The organism is Thermodesulfovibrionales bacterium (assembly GCA_035686305.1).
GTDB lineage: Bacteria > Nitrospirota > Thermodesulfovibrionia > Thermodesulfovibrionales > UBA9159 > DASRZP01.
Map to the genome: position 1 here is coordinate 18662 of DASRZP010000114.1, position 18400 is coordinate 37061.

Annotated in this window: 16 protein-coding genes and 1 tRNA gene; 4 read left to right on the forward strand and 13 right to left on the reverse strand. The window is 52.1% G+C overall.

Features of this window, described 5'->3' with window-relative positions; all coding sequences use genetic code 11:
- Positions 1-234 precede the first annotated feature (234 nt).
- The 4 genes from VFG09_13010 to rho all read left to right on the forward strand — a co-directional run bounded on the left by VFG09_13010 (position 235) and on the right by rho (position 4512).
- On the forward strand, positions 235-2445 hold the full coding sequence (locus tag VFG09_13010) for a transglycosylase SLT domain-containing protein (GenBank protein ID HET6516076.1): 2211 nt from the start codon (positions 235-237) through the stop codon (positions 2443-2445).
- A gap of 16 nt (positions 2446-2461) precedes the next feature.
- The gene (locus tag VFG09_13015; protein ID HET6516077.1) at positions 2462-2782 is read left to right on the forward strand and encodes a hypothetical protein; all 321 of its coding nucleotides are present in this window, start codon (positions 2462-2464) and stop codon (positions 2780-2782) included.
- A gap of 13 nt (positions 2783-2795) precedes the next feature.
- Positions 2796-3062 (forward strand): cell division protein ZapA, encoded by a 267-nt coding sequence (locus VFG09_13020; GenBank protein ID HET6516078.1) that lies wholly within the window; start codon positions 2796-2798, stop codon positions 3060-3062.
- Positions 3063-3261: 199 nt separating this feature from the next.
- Positions 3262-4512, forward strand: a complete 1251-nt coding sequence (gene rho / locus VFG09_13025) for a transcription termination factor Rho (GenBank protein HET6516079.1) — start codon at positions 3262-3264, stop codon at positions 4510-4512.
- 91 nt (positions 4513-4603) lie between these two features.
- On the opposite strand, the gene VFG09_13030 is transcribed toward rho, so the two are convergent.
- From VFG09_13030 to tuf, 13 genes are all read right to left on the reverse strand, one after another.
- Positions 4604-5602: a potassium channel protein gene (locus VFG09_13030; protein HET6516080.1), complete on the reverse strand. Its 999-nt coding sequence runs from the start codon at positions 5600-5602 to the stop codon at positions 4604-4606.
- A complete protein-coding gene (locus VFG09_13035; GenBank protein ID HET6516081.1) occupies positions 5589-6071 on the reverse strand; it encodes a Mut7-C RNAse domain-containing protein in 483 nt (160 codons plus the stop codon). Before VFG09_13035 ends, VFG09_13030 begins: the two co-directional genes overlap by 14 nt.
- A 69-nt stretch (positions 6072-6140) precedes the next feature.
- Complete coding sequence (locus VFG09_13040; GenBank protein ID HET6516082.1) at positions 6141-10445, reverse strand: DNA-directed RNA polymerase subunit beta'; 4305 nt, start codon at positions 10443-10445, stop codon at positions 6141-6143.
- Between the two features lie 3 nt (positions 10446-10448).
- A complete protein-coding gene (gene rpoB, locus VFG09_13045; protein HET6516083.1) occupies positions 10449-14384 on the reverse strand; it encodes a DNA-directed RNA polymerase subunit beta in 3936 nt (1311 codons plus the stop codon).
- 90 nt (positions 14385-14474) lie between these two features.
- Positions 14475-14858 carry a 50S ribosomal protein L7/L12 gene (gene rplL, locus VFG09_13050; protein ID HET6516084.1) on the reverse strand — a complete coding sequence of 128 codons (384 nt, stop codon included), beginning with the start codon at positions 14856-14858 and terminating at the stop codon, positions 14475-14477.
- 107 nt (positions 14859-14965) lie between these two features.
- Positions 14966-15541 (reverse strand): 50S ribosomal protein L10, encoded by a 576-nt coding sequence (gene rplJ, locus VFG09_13055; GenBank protein ID HET6516085.1) that lies wholly within the window; start codon positions 15539-15541, stop codon positions 14966-14968.
- Positions 15542-15727: 186 nt separating this feature from the next.
- Positions 15728-16417: a 50S ribosomal protein L1 gene (rplA, locus tag VFG09_13060; GenBank protein ID HET6516086.1), complete on the reverse strand. Its 690-nt coding sequence runs from the start codon at positions 16415-16417 to the stop codon at positions 15728-15730.
- A gap of 137 nt (positions 16418-16554) precedes the next feature.
- Positions 16555-16983, reverse strand: a complete 429-nt coding sequence (gene rplK / locus VFG09_13065) for a 50S ribosomal protein L11 (GenBank protein ID HET6516087.1) — start codon at positions 16981-16983, stop codon at positions 16555-16557.
- Positions 16984-17111: 128 nt separating this feature from the next.
- Complete coding sequence (gene nusG, locus VFG09_13070; protein HET6516088.1) at positions 17112-17636, reverse strand: transcription termination/antitermination protein NusG; 525 nt, start codon at positions 17634-17636, stop codon at positions 17112-17114.
- 4 nt (positions 17637-17640) lie between these two features.
- Positions 17641-17826 carry a preprotein translocase subunit SecE gene (secE, locus tag VFG09_13075; GenBank protein ID HET6516089.1) on the reverse strand — a complete coding sequence of 62 codons (186 nt, stop codon included), beginning with the start codon at positions 17824-17826 and terminating at the stop codon, positions 17641-17643.
- 129 nt (positions 17827-17955) lie between these two features.
- Positions 17956-18032, reverse strand: a tRNA-Trp gene (locus VFG09_13080).
- Positions 18031-18183, reverse strand: a complete 153-nt coding sequence (gene rpmG, locus VFG09_13085) for a 50S ribosomal protein L33 (GenBank protein ID HET6516090.1) — start codon at positions 18181-18183, stop codon at positions 18031-18033. Before rpmG ends, VFG09_13080 begins: the two co-directional genes overlap by 2 nt.
- 75 nt (positions 18184-18258) lie before the next feature.
- A partial coding sequence (tuf, locus tag VFG09_13090; GenBank protein ID HET6516091.1) for an elongation factor Tu occupies positions 18259-18400 on the reverse strand: 142 nt, incomplete at its 5' end.

An 18400-nucleotide genomic window follows, 5' to 3' on the forward strand; every position in this document is an offset into this window, starting at 1 on the left:
TTCCATGATCCATTATAGAATACCGGCCTGTCCTCCCGTCAATTTGTTATTGAATATCGGAAAAGAATCTTGATATACTCTTCTAGGGCTTTAATCCGGTTGATGTTTCGTTCAAATCTCCATAGGGCTTTCTCCAACCAAGGGAATCTCTTTTCAGGGGATCCCCGGGACTCCGCGGAGGATCGGGACAAGAACGGTACCGTTATCAATGGGGCCGAAGCCCTGTGGCATTGTATGAGAACGTTTCTGAGTTTCAATCTTATCTTCGCTTTCCTCTGGGTTGTTCTGTCGGCAAGTCCGGGGCTGTCGGAAGGGTCCGGTGCCGCACAGAAGGATGAGGGCGGCAGTCCCAGAAAAGTCAAGGTCTCAGGGGCATATGTCTTCAAGGTACCTGAGTCGGCCTGTTCCTCTGAAGGGTGCCTGGCTCTCAGGGAAGGCAAGGAACTGCTCGATGGGGCAAAGTACCGGGAAGCGATCGTGAGATTGAAATTTGCTTACCGGGAGCTCCCTGTTGCCGGGGATTATGCGCTCTTTTTCATGGCAAAGGCTTTCTCCGGCATGAAGGATTTTGAGGATGCAAGGGCCTGCGTCGACGATCTCCTCCGTGCCTATCCTGACTCGTTGCTCAAGAAAAGGGTCAGGGCATTGCAGATCAGAAATGGCATCTCGGAATCAGAGACCTCAGCGGAAGGAGTGAAGAGAGAGGACCTCTTGAAGGCCTTTGAAAGCTATGCCTCTGATTATCCCGAAGACATGGACATGAAATTCCTCTTCGCACAGTTCCTGAAAAAGCGGGGGGGAAAAGAGCAGGCAAAAAGACTCTTCAGACAAGTCTATGTAAAGAACTGCTCCCTTTCCGAAGAAGCCTACCGGCAGTTGGAATACTCTGACGTTTCAGTCGAAGACATGCTCGCAAGGGCCTCAAACCTCATAAGGGATGTCGAGTACAAAAAGGCTGAGACCCTGCTCAGGAAGACCATCACCATTGCCGAAGGTTCTCTGCGGGATGAGGCACAGAGGAAACTGGGAACAGCGCTCTTCAGGCAGAAGAGATATAAGGAATCTACTGCCGAGTTTTTTAAGGCAGGGGATCTCTACGGTGCCGCCCGATCACTCTTCCGGGCTGGAGAACTCGATGGCTTTCATTCGGCACTCTCAAGACTCGTTTCCATGGAGGATCAGCGGGCAGGGTCTCTCTGGCTGGCGCTCGCGTCAAAGAGACGAAGAGAGGGAGAGACCGGGGAGGCCCTGGAGATTTATACGAGAGTCAGAAATGCCTATCCTTCCCATAGCGAAGAGGCCCTCTGGGGCATGGCCTGGACATTCTACCGCAAAGGTGACTACGAGATGGCCCTCAAGACACTCACTGAGCTCAGCCGCTCACACCCTGACCCCAAATATCTTTACTGGAAGACGAAGTCTCTGGGTAATACTGATGAAGAGGGAGTCACCCGAGCGTGGGGCCCCGATGCTGAATCGTTCGTTGATCTCGGCAACGAGAGTAACGGAGATTTCTATGGACTTCTGACCAGAATATACGTCAACGGTCGCAAGGAGAGACACTCCGGCCTTATAGAGGATACCGCGGGTTCAAAGACATCGCTTTCGACTTCCGAGAGTTTTTGCTCTCAGACGATACCGTTGTCATCGGAAACCCCTTTGGCATTCGTCGGTCGGCAGGAAGAGGATTCCGCTTCTTCTTCGTTGCTTCAAAGGAACGCAGACCTTGCAAGGGCTTTCGAGCGCTTTCTTATTCTCATGGCAATCGGAACAAAGGAAGACGCAGTAGCTGAACTCCTGTCGAAGTCGCAGGAAATCTCAAATCCTGAACTCCTCCTTTACGCCGGCCGTGCATTGAAGGAGGCGGGGTCATACAGAAGTGCGATAGCCCTCGTCTCGCGGCTGGCAAAGCATCAGGAGGTACGGGTGGGGTCGGAGGCGGCCATCTCTGATATCCTGTACCCTCTGGCGTATTGGTCCGTAGTCGAGAAGGCGACAAAAGATCACGGTCTCGACCCCATCATTCTCTTATCGGTCATGAGGGAAGAGAGCCGCTATGACCCTGAGGTTCGCTCTGCCGCAGGCGCCATCGGCCTCATGCAGATCATGCCCCAGACCGCAGATACCCTCAGCCGCCACAAGGTCACAACAGCGGACGAAATCTATGATGTGAAGACCAATATAACCATAGGGGCCTATTACCTCAGTCTCCTCATGAAGGAATTCCATTCATTACCTGTGGCGATAGCAGCATACAACGCAGGAGAGGAAAAGGTCAGGGAATGGCTAAAGAAGGGGAACTACAGGTCCTTCGACGAATTCATTGAAGACATTCCCTTTGATGAAACGAGGAATTATGTAAAGAAGGTCCTCTTGACCTATTCGGCTTATAAGCAGAAGAGTTCCCCTGCATTTTCGGCGTGCAACGGGCAGGCATCACCGTGAAGGAGATGCCTCTGCAGTGAAGAGCCTTTTTGATGAACCGACGCCCGAGCATCCGCTGAAGCCGCAGGATCCGTCGCAAAAGGCATTGCCAAAAACTCCCAAGGAGGATACACCGTTGGACAGACTCAAGAATCTTGAAGAAAAGATTGCGGATGCTATCAACAAGGTCAAGACGCTGAAAGAAGAAAAAGTGTTCCTGGAACGGAAAATCAAGGAGCTTGAGGAACAGCTCAATGAAAGGAACCTTGAAGTCGAGAGGCTCACCTCCGAGAAAACCCTGGTGAAACGCCAGGTGGAAGAACTTCTCAGCGAGCTGGATACCTTAGAACTCAGTTGAGAGGGTTGCGTCTGTGGGAACAATAGAGGCATACATCCTCGGCCAGAAATACACGATTAGAGGCGACGCCCCTGATGAGCATATCGAGAAGCTTGTCGCATATGTAAACAGCAAAATACAGGAAGTGTATAAAAATGCTCCCAATACGGCACCGCTCAAGGCTTCTATCTTGGCGGCAATCGATATCGCCGATGAACTGTACAGGCTCAGAGACGAACAGGAAATCATAGCGAGGGGAATCGAAGACAAGGCCAATGCGCTCACGGGGTTATTTGACTGAATAAGAAGAGGACGGCACGAGTTCTCACCTTCCTTTCGTGGCAATAGCAATGCCCTTGAGGGTATTGACAAAATAATATTTTTTAGCTATTTTACAAGTAGCAATGCTTCTTTAGAAACCTTCTGGATAGGTGCATAACCTACCGGACGAAAAAACCACCAGCGATAAATCCCAAGAGGAGTTAATACCTATGGAAAATATTTCGATTTCCGAGCTGAAGGAGAAGACTATCGATGATCTCGCAAAAGTGGCGAAAGGCCTGAACGTGGAAGGCGCATCGGGTCTCCGCAAACAGGATCTTATCTTCGCCATTCTGCAGGCTCAGATTGAGAAATCGGGAAATGTCTTCGGCGCCGGTGTCCTCGAAATACTTCCTGATGGTTTTGGTTTTTTGCGCTCTCCCGATTACAGTTATCTTCCCAGCCCCGATGACATCTATGTATCACCTTCTCAGATTCGGAGGTTTAATCTCAGGACAGGAGATATGGTCTCAGGCCAGATACGGCCGCCGAAAGAGGGCGAACGATATTTCGCCCTCCTCAAGGTGGAGGCGGTGAACCATGAATCCCCTGAAGACAACATCAGCAGAGCTCTCTTCGACAATCTCACCCCATACTATCCTACGGAACGCATAAAACTCGAACACACCAATAATGACTACTCGACTCGGGTCATGGACCTCATATGCCCCATAGGAAAGGGGCAGAGGGGCATGATCGTTGCTGCCCCGCGAACAGGAAAGACTATGCTTCTCCAATCGATCGCAAAGGGGATAAAGAAAAACCACAGAGAGATCCACCTCATCATCCTCCTCATCGATGAACGCCCTGAAGAGGTTACGGACTGGAAGCGTCAGGTAGCCACAGCCGAGATTATCAGTTCGACCTTCGATGAGCCGCCGCCGCGGCATTGCCAGGTCTCTGAAATGGTTATCGAGAGGGCAAAAAGGCTGGTCGAGTCCAAGAGGGACGTCGTCATTCTCTTGGACAGTATCACGAGACTCGCTAGGGCCTATAACGCGGTCATTCCGACAAGTGGCAAAGTCCTTTCAGGAGGTCTCGATGCAAATGCGCTCCAGAAGCCGAAACGGTTCTTCGGTACTGCCCGGAATATCGAAGACGGCGGGAGTCTCACGATCATAGCCACTGCCCTCATCGATACGGGGAGCAGGATGGACGACGTCATATTCGAAGAGTTCAAGGGTACAGGGAATATGGAACTTCATCTCGATAGGAAACTGGTTGACAAACGTATATTCCCGACGATCGATATTAATGCCTCGGGGACGAGAAAAGAAGAGCTCCTCGTGGATAAAGACACCTTGAATAAGATGTGGATACTCAGGAAAGTCCTCAACCCCCTCAGTACCGTCGAGAGTATGGAATTCCTTCTCGCCAAGCTCATGGGCACAAAGAGCAACAAGGACTTCCTCGAGATGATGAACAAATAGTTATCCCGACCCTACTTCGATTATCGCGACGACAGCCCCTCTTCAGCTTTTGAGCGCGTCGCCGGTGAGACCGGCCGATCAATATGAGGAGTTAGCCGCCTGCCATATCTTCGAGAACCTTGAGCTTCGTTCTTTCCCCAAGGGCGATCAAAACATCCCCGGCTTTGATCGTAGTCCTGAACGTCGGATTGAACCTCATGTCGCCGCCGCTCCTTTTTATGGCTACGATGATAATACCCAGATCACGGCCGATGCCGCATTCGTCAAGGGTGACGTCAGCCACCTTGGATCCTTCGCGCACAGGGATCTCTTCCATCTGGAGGTCGATGTTCCCTGACCGCGTTGCGAATTCGATAAAGTCGACAACGGCAGGCTTCAGTAAGGTATGGGCGATTCTCAATCCCCCGATATGGTACGGAGAGACAACCCTGTCCGCCCCGGCCCTGAGGAGTTTCTGTTCGGATCCTTCCTCGCCGGCCCTCGCCACAATATTCAGTTCTGGGCTCAGCACCCTTGCGCTGAGCACGACGTAGAGATTTTCAGCATCTGTTGAGAGTACCGATATGAGGCCCCTGGCCCTTTCAATTCCTGCCTCTTTCAGTACATCGTCGTTTGTGGCATCTCCGCGGACAAACAGCAGCTCTTCATCAAAGGCGTCGGTAGGAGAATGCTCTTTCTCGACAACGACAAAGTGCGCTCCCTTCTCCTTAAGCTCCTTGCAGATGACCTTTCCCATCCTTCCATAGCCGCAGACGATATAGTGGTCTCGCAATCCCTTGATCCTCTTTTCCACCTTCCTCCTCCCGAAAATCTCCTGTATTTCTCCCTCTACGACGATTCTTGCCGCATTATTGAGCGCATAGAGAATGGTACCCACTCCTCCGACGATAAGGAAGATTGTGAAGGCCCTTCCGACATTAGAAAGTTCATGGACCTCCCGATACCCCACCGTTGTAATGGTCGTGACGGTCATATAGAGCGAATCGAAGAACGACCAATGCTCGATGAGAACGTATCCGATCGTCCCGATGAGGGTCACCACCGCAATGAGGGACAGGGAAAAAACGAATTGTCTCCTAACCGCTCGCATTGTCTCCCGCACCTTGCTGCACAATGTTCCCGATCATGCTTCTAAAGCGCTTCAAATGGGTACCTTCCCAATACACTCTACCACAAGAATGGCAAAGGAAAAAACTGTTGCAGTTCAGAAAAACATACTCAGGAACGGCGTCTCTCACCGTTCCCTTCTCAGGAACGTGCTGGAGGATACCATTACACCGTGCGCATCTGCCCTCGCCGTAGCCCGTTATGCCGCAGCGTGTTATCACTTCCCTTAGCTGCTCCAGAGGACTATTTGACCGGACAAGGTAAAGACTCTTCAGGTTCTTCATTCTCATAAAGTGGGAGTCCCTCGTAAGGAGAAAGCGGCCCTCCCGAAGTGTCAGTCTGAGAAGGTCGCCGTCCTCGATGTCGGGATAATAGAGGGTATCAAGACCAAGGAGCCTCAGCCATCGTGCAAGACGGCCGAGCATGGAATCTGCGATGAAGCGTCTCTCCATATCCTCTGAAACCAGTGGGCACTTAAGGGGCTTCATCCTTAACTGCCCACTCAGAATGTTCAGGAGAACTTATTCTTCAGGTTCTTCAGCAGCCGGAACCGTGGCAAAGAGCGGCTGCAATTCCCGTTTCACGAAGGTGTTGCGATATTTCTGCATGCCCGTACCGGCAGGAACGATCCTCCCCATGATCACATTCTCCTTCAACCCGTTAAGCTCATCGATCTGGGCGTTGATCGCAGCCTCCGTGAGAACCCTCGTCGTCTCCTGGAAGGAGGCGGCAGAGACCCAGCTCTCCGTGGTGAGGGATGCCTTGGTGATTCCAAGGAGGAGGGGTTTGCCCTGCGCAGGAGTGCCGCCTTCAGACCGAACCCGTTCGTTCTCTTCCTGAAAGAATGCCCTGTCAACCTGTTCTCCGATGAGGAATATCGTATCTCCGGGGTCTTCGATCCTCACCTTCCTCATCATCTGACGGACAATGGTCTCAATATGTTTGTCATTGATCGAGACGCCCTGGAGCCGGTAAACCTTCTGGACCTCATCCACAAGATACCTCTGGAGTTCCTGAGGTCCGAGGATGTCCAGGATACTGTGCGGGTTCACTGCCCCGTCCATCAGGGGTTCTCCTGCCTTCACCCAGTCCCCTTCATGGACGCTCACGTGCTTGCCCTTCGGTATGAGGTATTCCCTCTGCTCATCTCCACCCTTGACCACGACAACACGCATTCCCTTGTGTGCGCCTCTGAATTCAACAACCCCGTCGATTTCGGTGACGATCGCCTGTTCCTTGGGACGGCGCGCCTCAAAGAGCTCCGCAACCCTCGGAAGACCGCCGGTGATATCCTTTGTCTTCGTCGTCTCCCTCGGGATCTTTGCGAGGATGTCGCCGGGGAAAAGGACATCACCCTTTTCGACGAGGATATGGGCTCCGGCCGGCAAGAGATACCGTGCAAGATTTTGGGAAGACGGTATCTTCAACGTAGCCTTGCCATGCTCATCCTTTATCGAGATCCTGGGCCTCATGTTTGCGGGATAATCGATGATGACCTTGTGGGAAAGACCGGTGATCTCATCGACCTCCTCCTTTACCGATATCCCTTCCACAATGTCCCCGAAGGCGACCTTGCCGCCGACCTCGGTGAGCAAGGGCGTCGAATAGGGATCCCACTCGACGAGCCTCTGTCCGGCCTCAACCTTCTGCCCCTCTTCCGCCTTCAGCTTGGCGCCGTAAACGAGATTATACTTCTCCCGCTCTCTTCCCTGCCCGTCAATAATCGCTATGAGGGCGTTCCTGTTAAGGACAACAAGGGCGCCTTCCCGGTTTCGCACGGCATTGATGTTTATGAACTTCACCTTTCCGTGATTCTTGGCATCAAGGACAGCCTGCTCAATGACCTTCGTCGCAGCACCGCCGATGTGGAAGGTACGCATCGTCAACTGGGTACCGGGCTCTCCGATCGATTGGGCAGCAATAATCCCGACGGCCTCTCCCGTCTCGACCAGTTCGCCCCGCGCGAGATCCCTTCCGTAACATTTTGCGCAGACACCGATCTTGGCCCGGCAGGTGAGAACGGATCTGATTTTTACCCTGTCGATACCGCTCTCGATGATCCTCTGGGCAACCTCTTCGTCGATCTCCTGGCTCTTCCTGACAACCACATCCTTTGTGACAGGGTCAAGGATGTCTTCAACGGAAAATCTTCCGGTTATCCTCTCCTCAAGGGGCTGGATTATCTCTCCGCCTTCGACAAGGGAAGAGACCAGAATGCCGTCCGTCGTTGCGCAGTCATCTTCCAGGATATTGACGTCCTGGGCAACGTCCACAAGCCTCCTCGTTAGATAGCCAGAGTTCGCCGTTTTAAGGGCTGTGTCAGCAAGACCCTTTCTCGCTCCGTGGGTCGAGATAAAGTACTGGAGAGGGGACAGTCCTTCCCTGAAGTTAGCAGTAATCGGCGTCTCGATGATCTCTCCCGAGGGTTTTGCCATAAGACCTCTCATACCGGCAAGCTGCCTTATCTGGGCAGTGCTTCCTCTTGCGCCTGAATCTGCCATCATGAATATGCTGTTAAAGGCCCTTCGCTCTTTCAACTCCTCTTCCGTAAACTTCCTGCCGTCTTCGGCCCCGAGTTCCTTCATCATCTCGTCGGCAATCCGTTCCGTAACATTGGCCCAGATATCGATGACCTTGTTATACCGCTCGCCGTGGGTGATCAGGCCGTCGGCATACTGCTTCTGAATTTCCATGACCTCCTGCTCGGCCGCCCTGATCAGTTCAGCCTTCTTTGAAGGTATATGCATATCAGCCATACAGATCGAGATGCCTGACTTTGTGGCAAAGGTAAACCCTAATTTCTCGAGATTATCGAGAAAGACCACTGTTGCCCTTCTGCCGGCCCTTTTGTAGGCATATTCGATGATCTTGCCCAATTCCCTCTTCGTGATCTCCCGGTTAATGGTCTCGAAGGGTATCTCGGCCGGGAGTATTTCACTCAGGAGGATTCTTCCGCAGGTCGTTTCAACAATCTGACCGTTTATCCTGACGTTGATCCAGTTATGTTCTTCAAGCTTGCCGGAATCGTATGCCTCCCTCACCTCATCGGGGTCCGAGAATATCTTTGTCTTGCCCTCTACATGGGCTTCCTTCTTTCTCATGCTGTTGAGGACCTCCTCAGCGGTCGTCTCTACAAGATAGACATAACTCTTTGCGGGGTCCTTTTTCTTTGCTTCCATCCGTACATATATCCGTTCGTCTTCCTTCACTTTGTCGGACTCGTATGCTACCTTGACCTCTTCAGGGCTCGAGAAGACTCTTCCCTTTCCCTTTGAGAGATAGTAGATTCCGAGGACCATATCCTGAGTCGGAACAACAATAGGCTTTCCGTTGGCAGGAGAAAGGATGTTGTTCACCGACATCATGAGGACCCGGGCTTCTATCTGGGCCTCGATCGAAAGAGGGACGTGAACCGCCATCTGGTCTCCGTCGAAGTCCGCATTAAATGCGGTGCAGACGAGCGGGTGGAGCTTGATCGCCTTTCCCTCGACGAGGATGGGGTCAAAGGCCTGGATGCCAAGTCTATGGAGGGTCGGGGCACGGTTCAGAAGTACAGGATGTTCGGCAATCACGTCTTCGAGGGCGTCCCAAACCTCAGGCTGTTCCTTCTCAACGAGCCTCTTTGCAGCCTTCAGGGTCGTGGCAAAGCCCCTCTCCTCCAGCTTGTTGAAGACAAAGGGCTTAAAGAGTTCGAGGGCCATTCTCTTCGGAAGTCCGCACTGATGGAGTTTCAGTTCGGGACCGACCACGATAACCGAACGGCCCGAGTAGTCAACCCTCTTCCCGAGAAGGTTCTGTCTGAAGCGTCCCTGTTTGCCTTTGATCATGTCGCTGAGAGATTTCAGGGGCCTCTTCGTTGCCGTCTTCAAGACCCTGCTCCTTCTGCCGTTGTCAAAGAGGGCGTCAACGGCTTCCTGGAGCATCCTCTTCTCGTTCTTTATGATGACGCTCGGCGCCTTGAGTTCCATAAGCCTCTTGAGCCTGTTATTCCTGTTAATGACCCTTCTGTACAAGTCATTCAGGTCTGATGTCGCAAAACGGCCTCCTTCAAGGGGGACAAGAGGTCTAAGGTCAGGAGGCAGAACAGGGACAGCATCCATGATCATCCACTCGGGCTTGTTCCCCGAGAGCCTGAATGCCTCGGCGACCTTCAGCCTCTTGGTGAGTTTCTTCTTGACGCCGAAAGATGAGGCCTCCTTTATTTTCGCTTTCAATTGAACGGCAAGAGAGTCGAGGTCCAGCCTTCTCAGGAGTTCTCGTATCGCCTCAGCACCCATACCCCCTTTGAACCGGGAACCGAACTCCGCAGTCTTTTTCTTGTACTCGTCCTCGGTCAGAAGTTCTCGCTCTTTCAGCGGAGTATCGCCGGCGTCAATGATAATATAGTTTTCGAAGTAGAGGACCTTCTCGAGATGCCTCATGGTCATATCGAGTAGAGTACCGATTCTGCTCGGTACCCCCTTAAGAAACCAGATATGAGCCACAGGTGTTGCGAGTTCTATATGGCCCATCCTCTCGCGCCTCACCTTGGACTGAATGACCTCGACGCCGCACTTGTCGCAGACAACTCCCCTGTGCTTCATCCTTTTGTATTTGCCGCAGAGGCATTCCCAGTCCTTTACCGGGCCGAAGATCTTCGCACAGAAGAGTCCATCCCTCTCGGGTTTAAAGGTGCGGTAGTTGATGGTCTCAGGTTTTTTGACTTCACCATAAGACCATTCCCTGATTTTTTCCGAAGAGGCGAGCTTTATCCGGATCGCCTCAAAGTCCGTAGGATTCTTTGGCCTCTGAAAAAGGGCATAAACATCTGTTTCGACGTCTACCAAAACTTATTCCCCCTTGCTTTTCTTCTCCAGGAGCTCAACGTCAAGACCAAGGCTCTGGAGTTCTTTAATTAATACATGGAAAGACTCAGGAACCCCTGGTTCGAGAGTCGCGTCGCCTTTCACGATCGCCTCATACATGCGGCCCCTTCCGGTGACATCATCGCTCTTTACCGTCAGGAATTCCTGCAGCGTATAGGCGGCACCGTATGCCTCAAGCGCCCAGACTTCCATCTCACCAAGCCTCTGGCCACCGAACTGCGCCTTGCCGCCAAGGGGCTGCTGGGTGACAAGGGAGTACGGGCCGATGGAGCGGGCATGCATCTTATCGTCAACAAGGTGATGGAGCTTCAGCATATACATACAGCCGACGGTTACGGGCCTCTTAAAGGGCTCACCCGTTCTGCCGTCACAGAGGGTGATCTGGCTTGACGCCGGAAGGCCAGCCTTCTTCAGCATCTCCCTCGTCTCGCTCTCCTTCGCGCCTTCAAAAACAGGGGTCGCAACGTGGAGCCCCAGGGCCCTCGCAGCCCATCCGAGATGGGTCTCGAGGATCTGCCCGACGTTCATCCTCGAAGGGACACCGAGGGGGTTCAGTACGATATCAACGGGAGTCCCGTCAGGAAGATAGGGCAAGTCCTCTTCAGGCAGCACCATGGCAACGACCCCTTTGTTCCCATGCCTTCCTGCCATCTTGTCCCCGACCTGGAGCTTGCGTTTCATCGCGATATAGACCTTGACCAGTTTATTCACGCCGGGGGGGAGTTCATCGCCCCTTCGCACCCGATCAACACTCTCATCGTATCTGGACTCAAGGTACCGTATGTACTGATTCGCCTCATGGTGAATTACTTCGAGTTTTTCTTTTATGTCGAGGTCAGCAATCTTGATCCGCAGAAGGTGTTCGTCTTTTATTCTATCGAGTTGCTTCTCCGTCAGCTTCCTCCCTGCCTGGCAGATCACCTCCTTCGACTTCGGGTCTTTCACGTCCTCCATGACCTTGCATCCGACGAGGAGGTTCTTCACCTTCCTGAACTTTTCCTCTTTGACGATCCTCACTTCTTCCTCAAGATCGCGCTGCAATCTCAGGATGTCGTCTTCTTCGATACTCTTCGCCCTTTCGTCCTTCTCCGTCCCCTTTCTCGAAAATATCCTCACATCAACAATTACGCCTTCGATACCAGGCGGAACATAGAGACAACTCTCCTTCACATCCTCGGCCTTTTCACCGAAGATGGCCCTCAGCAGTTTCTCTTCAGGCGTCAGCTGGGTCTCTCCCTTGGGAGTGACCTTTCCAACAAGGATATCCCCGGCCTTCACCTCTGCACCGATCCGGATGATTCCACTTTCGTCAAGGTCTTTCAGCGCTTCTTCTCCGACATTCGGTATGTCTCTCGTTATCTCTTCAGGGCCGATCTTGGTATCGCGGGCCTCAACTTCGAACTCCTCTATATGGACGGAGGTAAAGACATCTTCTTTCACAAGCCGTTCACTGAGGAGGATTGCGTCTTCAAAATTGTATCCCCCCCACGGCATGAAGGCGACAAGAACATTCTTGCCGAGGGCTAGCTCCCCCCTATCGGTGGAAGAACCATCGGCAAGGACATCATCTTTCCCCACGGCGTCCCCGACATTCACGATAGGCTTCTGGTTTATGCAGGTCGCCTGGTTGGACCTCTGGAACTTTATCAGGTTATAGATATCGACACCGCCGGCATCTTCCGCAGCCCTCACAACAACCCTCGATGCATCAACACACTCGACAACACCTGCCCTTTTTGCGAGGACAAGAGCTCCGGAATCCCTTGCGGCGGCATGCTCCATCCCCGTGCCAACGATAGGCGCCTCCGTCTGAATGACCGGAACCGCCTGCCTCTGCATGTTGGATCCCATGAGTGCCCTGTTCGCATCGTCATTTTCGAGGAAGGGGATTAATGATGCTGAGACGCCGACGATCTGTTTCGGGGAGACGTCCATGTACTGGACTTCCTGAGGCGTTACCATCTTGAAATCTCCGCCAACCCTTGCCGAGACTGCGTCACCGACAAGGTTTCCCTTCTTATCAACCGGTGAAGTCGCTTCCGCAATAATGAACCTTTCACCTTCTATGGCAGAGAGATACTCAATCTCCTGCGTCACCCTTCCATTGGCGACCTTCCGGTACGGCACCTCGATGAAACCAAAATCATTCACCCTTGCGTAGGTGGCGAGGGATGTTATCAGTCCGATATTCGGACCTTCCGGCGTTTCTATCGGGCATATTCTTCCATAGTGGGTCGGATGAACGTCCCTCACTTCGAACCCTGCCCTCTCGCGGGTAAGACCTCCGGGGCCGAGGGCAGAAAGTCTTCTCTTGTGGGTGATCTCGGAGAGCGAGTTTGTCTGATCCATAAACTGGCTCAACTGGCTCGAGCCGAAGAACTCCTTCACTGCAGCCATGACGGGCTTTGCATTGATGATGTCATGGGGCATGGCAGTCTCGAGCTCGGTGAGCGTCATCTTTTCCTTTATGGCGCGTTCCATCCTCACGAGTCCGATTCTGAACTGATTCTCAAGGAGTTCACCGACACCCCTGATACGTCTGTTGCCGAGATGATCGATGTCGTCGATCTCGCCTTTGCCCGTCCTCAGGTCAAGGAGGTAATGAACGATCTCCACAATGTCCTTATCCGTAAGAACCCTTATCTCCAGACCAGTCCCAAGGCCGAGTCTCTTGTTGATCTTCAATCTCCCCACCGACGAAAGATCATACCGTTTTGGATCGAAGAAAAGACCGTTGAAGAGGTCCCTTGCTGAATTGATTGTCGGGGGTTCCCCCGGTCTCAGTTTTCTGTACACCTCGATGAGCGCCTCATCCTGGGAGCTCACCTTGTCGGTCAGAAGGGTATCCCGCAGTGAAGAGAGGTACTTGACATTATCTATGTAAAGCAGGTTGAGGGTGTTGACCTTGAGGGCAAGGATCTTGCCGAATATCTCCTCGGTAATCGGCTCGTTACTTTCCAGGATGACCTCGCCCGTTTCAGGGTCTATGACATCGACGAGGGTGATCCTCCCTATGATCTCCTCTTTTAGTATCGGGATCTCCTTGATGCCCGAGGTCTCCATCCTCTTAATGGCTCCCTTTGAGATCTTCGATCCCTCCTTCACAATGATTTCCTTTGTCTGGGATGCGACAATATTCTTTACCGCCTTTATTCCTGCCAGAACCTCGCTCACGACCCGCGTGAAGGTATGATGATCCTTGATCGTGATCTTCTCGACAGGATAGAAGGTCTTCAGCAGGTCTTCATTAGAGTATCCCAGTGCCTTCAGCACGATCGTGGCAGGAAGTTTCTTTCTCCTATCGATGCGGACGTAGAGGATATCCTTGGTATCAAACTCAAAATCAAGCCACGACCCCCGTGAAGGTATGACTCGTGCGGAATAGAGGAGCCGACCACTGGCGTGGGTCTTCCCCTTGTCATGACTGAAAAAAACACCGGGAGAACGGTGGAGCTGGCTCACAATAACCCTCTCGGTCCCGTTGATGACAAAGGTGCCTGTATCGGTCATAATAGGCATTTCTCCTATATAGACCTCCTGCTCCCGCGACTCCTTCAGCCTTTTTTTCCCGCCGTCTTCTACCTCCCAGAGGTTCAGTTTAACCCGAATCTTGATCGGAGCGGCATAGGTTATTCCTTTTTGCAAGCAATCCCTGATATTGAATTTCGGTTCGTTCAAAAGGTATCCCAGGAATTCAATGGACGCCGTTTCATTGTAATCCATGATCGGAAAGACGCTTTTCAGTGCAGCCTGAAGTCCTGTATCTTCCCTTCCGTCCATCGGGATATCCTTCTGGAGGAACTTCTCAAATGAGCGTTTCTGTATCTCGATGAGATTGGGCACCTCCAGAATGGGCGGAACCTTACTAAAGTTTAATCTCTCTCTCAAAACCCTTGCCATGTTTCTCCTTCTCTCCAGTTACGAAATGAGGTTCAGGCAAAGGCTGAGGCTCCGTATTCTTCACCCCAACCTTAACCTTACACTCTCTCTTTACTTAATCTCCGTCTTTGCTCCCTGCTCTTCGAGTTTCGCCTTCATGGATTCGGCCTCTTCTTTGGTGACGCCGGTCTTCACCGGTTTCGGGGCGCCGTCGACGAGGTCCTTTGCCTCCTTCAGACCGAGTCCTGTCAGCTCTCTCACGACCTTGATGACCTGAATCTTCTTATCACCTGCTGACGCAAGGATGACGTCAAAACTGGTCTTCTCTTCGGCCGCAGCCGGAGCGGCCGCACCTGCTGCAGGAGCTGCTGCAACAGCAACGGGAGCTGCTGCCGTAACGCCATAGCGCTCTTCAAACTCTTTAACAAATTTTGACATGTCGAGTATCGTCATAGTGTCGATGAACTCAAAAACCTGTTCCTTTGTGATTGCCATTCTTATTGGTCCTCCTTCGTTCTTAACAAATTATCATTCGTGACCAGCCATGAGGAGTGCGGCAGTCTTTGCTGCCCCGATTGGGAAGCCCTCTCCTCAGGCATCCGTCACGATTCACGCTTCGTCTTCAGAGAATGCACTGCGTAGGCAAAGCTACTCACCGTTGCAGAAAGGGCTGCAGCCAGCTTGCTTAAGGGGGCCTGGAAGGCGCCGGCCATCATTGACAGGAGCACTTCCCTTGACGGCAGTGTCGCCACGTCCTTTACTTCGTCCACACCGAAGAATTTTCCCTCGATGACTCCGCCACGGAGCTTGAGTTTCTCGTTCTTCTTCGAAAACTCCAGGACTTTCTTGGCCGCCGTTACCGGGTCGTCGTAGCCGATAGCAACAGCCACCGGTCCCTTGAAGGCATCTCTCCCGGCAGACACCGGGGTATCCTGAGCTGCTATGCGGGCAAGGGTGTTCTTTACAACTCTGTACTCCACCCCTCCTTCACGGAGAAGCCGCCTCAGGTCGTAGAGCTCTGCAACAGTCATGCCTTTGTAGTCCGTAAAGATTACCGCCTTTGCCTCTGAGAATCTGTCCTTCAGTTCAGCAATAGCCTGTCCTTTTTCTTCCTTATTCAGATCATCCTCCTTTCCCAGAGACCACGCATCAGCGAGACCGTAAAACTTCTCCCGCATCCTACGTCGAAATCAGTCAGCATTGTCTCGGTAGGCAGCCGGTCGGCCTCTCGCCGACAGGCTTTATGGTAACCACCTACGGTCTCTGACAATACATCAATCGGACTAAGTCCGAAGCTTTTTGATTATAGATAAGAGCCCGGACTGAGTAACGCTCTCTCTCACTCTTGACTTCAGCCTTTTCATCTATTTAGTCGTTAGTCTGCCAATGTCAATCCTGATTCCCGGTCCCATGGTTGAGGACAAAGTAATCTTCCTCAGATACCTCCCTTTGCTCGTACCCGGTTTTGCCTTGAGAATGGAATCGATAACCACCCTTGCATTATCAAGGAGGGAGGTTTCGTTGAAGGAAACTTTCCCTACAGGAACATGCACGATGCCGCCTTTTTCCGCCTTGTATTCCACTTTCCCTGCCTTTATTTCCTTCACCGCCTTTGCAACATCAAAGGTGACGGTACCGAGCTTCGGATTCGGCATGAGCCCCCTCGGACCAAGCACCTTACCGAGTTTCCCGACAAGACCCATGATATCAGGGGTTGCCACGGCGCTGTCAAAATCGAGCCAACCCTTCTGGATCTTCTCAACAAGGTCTTCAGCTCCCGCATAATCCGCGCCTGCCCCGAGGGCCTCTTTCTCCTTTTCGCCCTTGGCAAAAACGAGGACCCTGACCTTCTTGCCGGTACCGTGAGGGAGCACGACAGTGCCCCTTACCATCTGGTCGGATTTCTTAGGGTCAACCCCGAGGTTCAGGGCGAGATCTACAGACTCATCGAACTTTACATATGAAGTCTCTTTCACAAGCTTTACAGCCTCTTCAAGGGAGTATTCTTTGCCGGCCTCAACCTTTGTGCCGGCAGCCTCCATCTTCTTTCCCATCTCCAACCTCCAAACTCGAACAGATTTTTTCCGCCCCAGAGGACAACGAGAACCGGGAACTCTCAAGCAATGCTGCAGCTCGGTCCGATCCCGTCTCTGTCTTCTCTACTATCGGTCTTTCAGGTAAGTTTGTCTTTTCACTCAACAATGTCAACACCCATGCTCCTTGCAGTACCACGGATTATCGCAGCAGCCTTCTCCAAAGAGTGTGCATTGAGGTCGGGCAATTTTGTTCTTGCTATCGCCATCACCTGATCTGACGTCAGTTTGCCCACCTTCTCTTTATTCGGAGTACCTGACCCCTTCACAATGCCGGCGGCCTTCTTAATGAGTTCAGAAGCGGGAGGCGTCTTTGTTATGAAACTGAAGGACCGGTCAGAATACACGGTGAGGATAACGGGAATGATCGTTTCGCCCATCGCCTGAGTCTGGGCATTAAAAGCCTTACAGAATTCCATTATATTAACGCCATGGGGACCCAACGCCGGTCCGACAGGGGGTGCCGGATTCGCCTTTCCCGCAGGTATCTGCAATTTCACCTGGGCCGCAACTACCTTCTTAGCCATCTAAACCTCCATTCGTTTCACAAATTGCATTGAAAAGAAACGCAGACTGCACATTATCAATAAAATCACGGCATGATCCTATGAATTCCACATTCTCCATCTCCCGGAACCCATTCTGCATTGCTCTGCTACGCCTTCTCCACCTGGAAGAAACCGAGTTCAACGGGCGTCTGTCTTCCGAAGATGCTGACCATAACCTTCAACCTTCCATGGTCCATGTCAACCTCATCGATAAACCCGACAAAATTTGTAAAGGGTCCGTCGATAATTCTGACATTCTCGCCTTTCTGGAACTGCGTCTTAATCTGGGGCGCCGGCCCCCTTTCAAGCTGCTGAAGGATGATCTCCACCTCTTCCTCTGGAAGCGGAACGGGTTTTGTTCCACCCACAAAGCCGGTGACCCTCGGAGTACTTCTCACAAGATGCCACGTTTCATCATCGAGTTCCATCTCGACAAGGACGTATCCGGGATAAAATTTTTTGTCGCTTTCCCTCTTCTTGCCACCCCTGAGTTCTATCACCTTTTCTGTCGGTATAAGGACCCTCGATATCTTGTCCTTGAGACTCCTCTTCTCAGCCTTATCCTCAATGCTCAGCTTTACTTTCTCTTCATAGCCGGAATATGCATGAACCACATACCAGTTTTTTGCCATCCTCTTACCTTAGCGCTACCTTCACGATTTTTGAGAGACCCGTGTCGACGATCCCCAGAAAGAAGGAGATGACGATTACCGTCACGATCACAACCCACGTGGAGCCAATAAGCTCCTCCCTGGTTGGATAAACAACCTTCTTGATCTCGATCTTCACTTCCCGAAAGAATTCTTTTATCTTCTCAACCATACCTTCCTCAACCCCGGGATGGTATTCTTCATAAGGTGATCACAGGATCCTATGAAGCTCCCCGGGCTCCTTCCCGCTCGGGTCCACGACCCGTAATTTCTCACGTCTCAGAACTGTCCGTGCAAAAAGTGGCAGGCCAGGAGGGATTTGAACCCCCACCCCTCGGATTTGGAGTCCGATGCTCTAGCCGTTAGAGCTACTGGCCTATGCCTTTGTCTCCTTATGCATGGTATGCCGTCTGCAGTTCCGGCAATACTTCTTTAATTGTATCTTTTCCGTTGTGTTCTTCTTGTTCTTCATGCTCGAATAGTTCCTGTTCTTGCATTCCGTACACTGAAACAATATGATATCTCTCATCTCTGTCACTCCACTCTTCTGGCCCCCCCTTGTCCGGGGCAGGACAGAGAGGGGTAGTCTTTATCTCTCAATCTCTTACGCAATCACCTCGGTAACGACGCCTGCGCCTACAGTCCTTCCGCCTTCCCTGATCGCAAACCTCAACTCCTTCTCCATCGCTATCGGCGCAATCAGCTCCACCGTAACACTGATATTGTCTCCGGGCATCACCATCTCC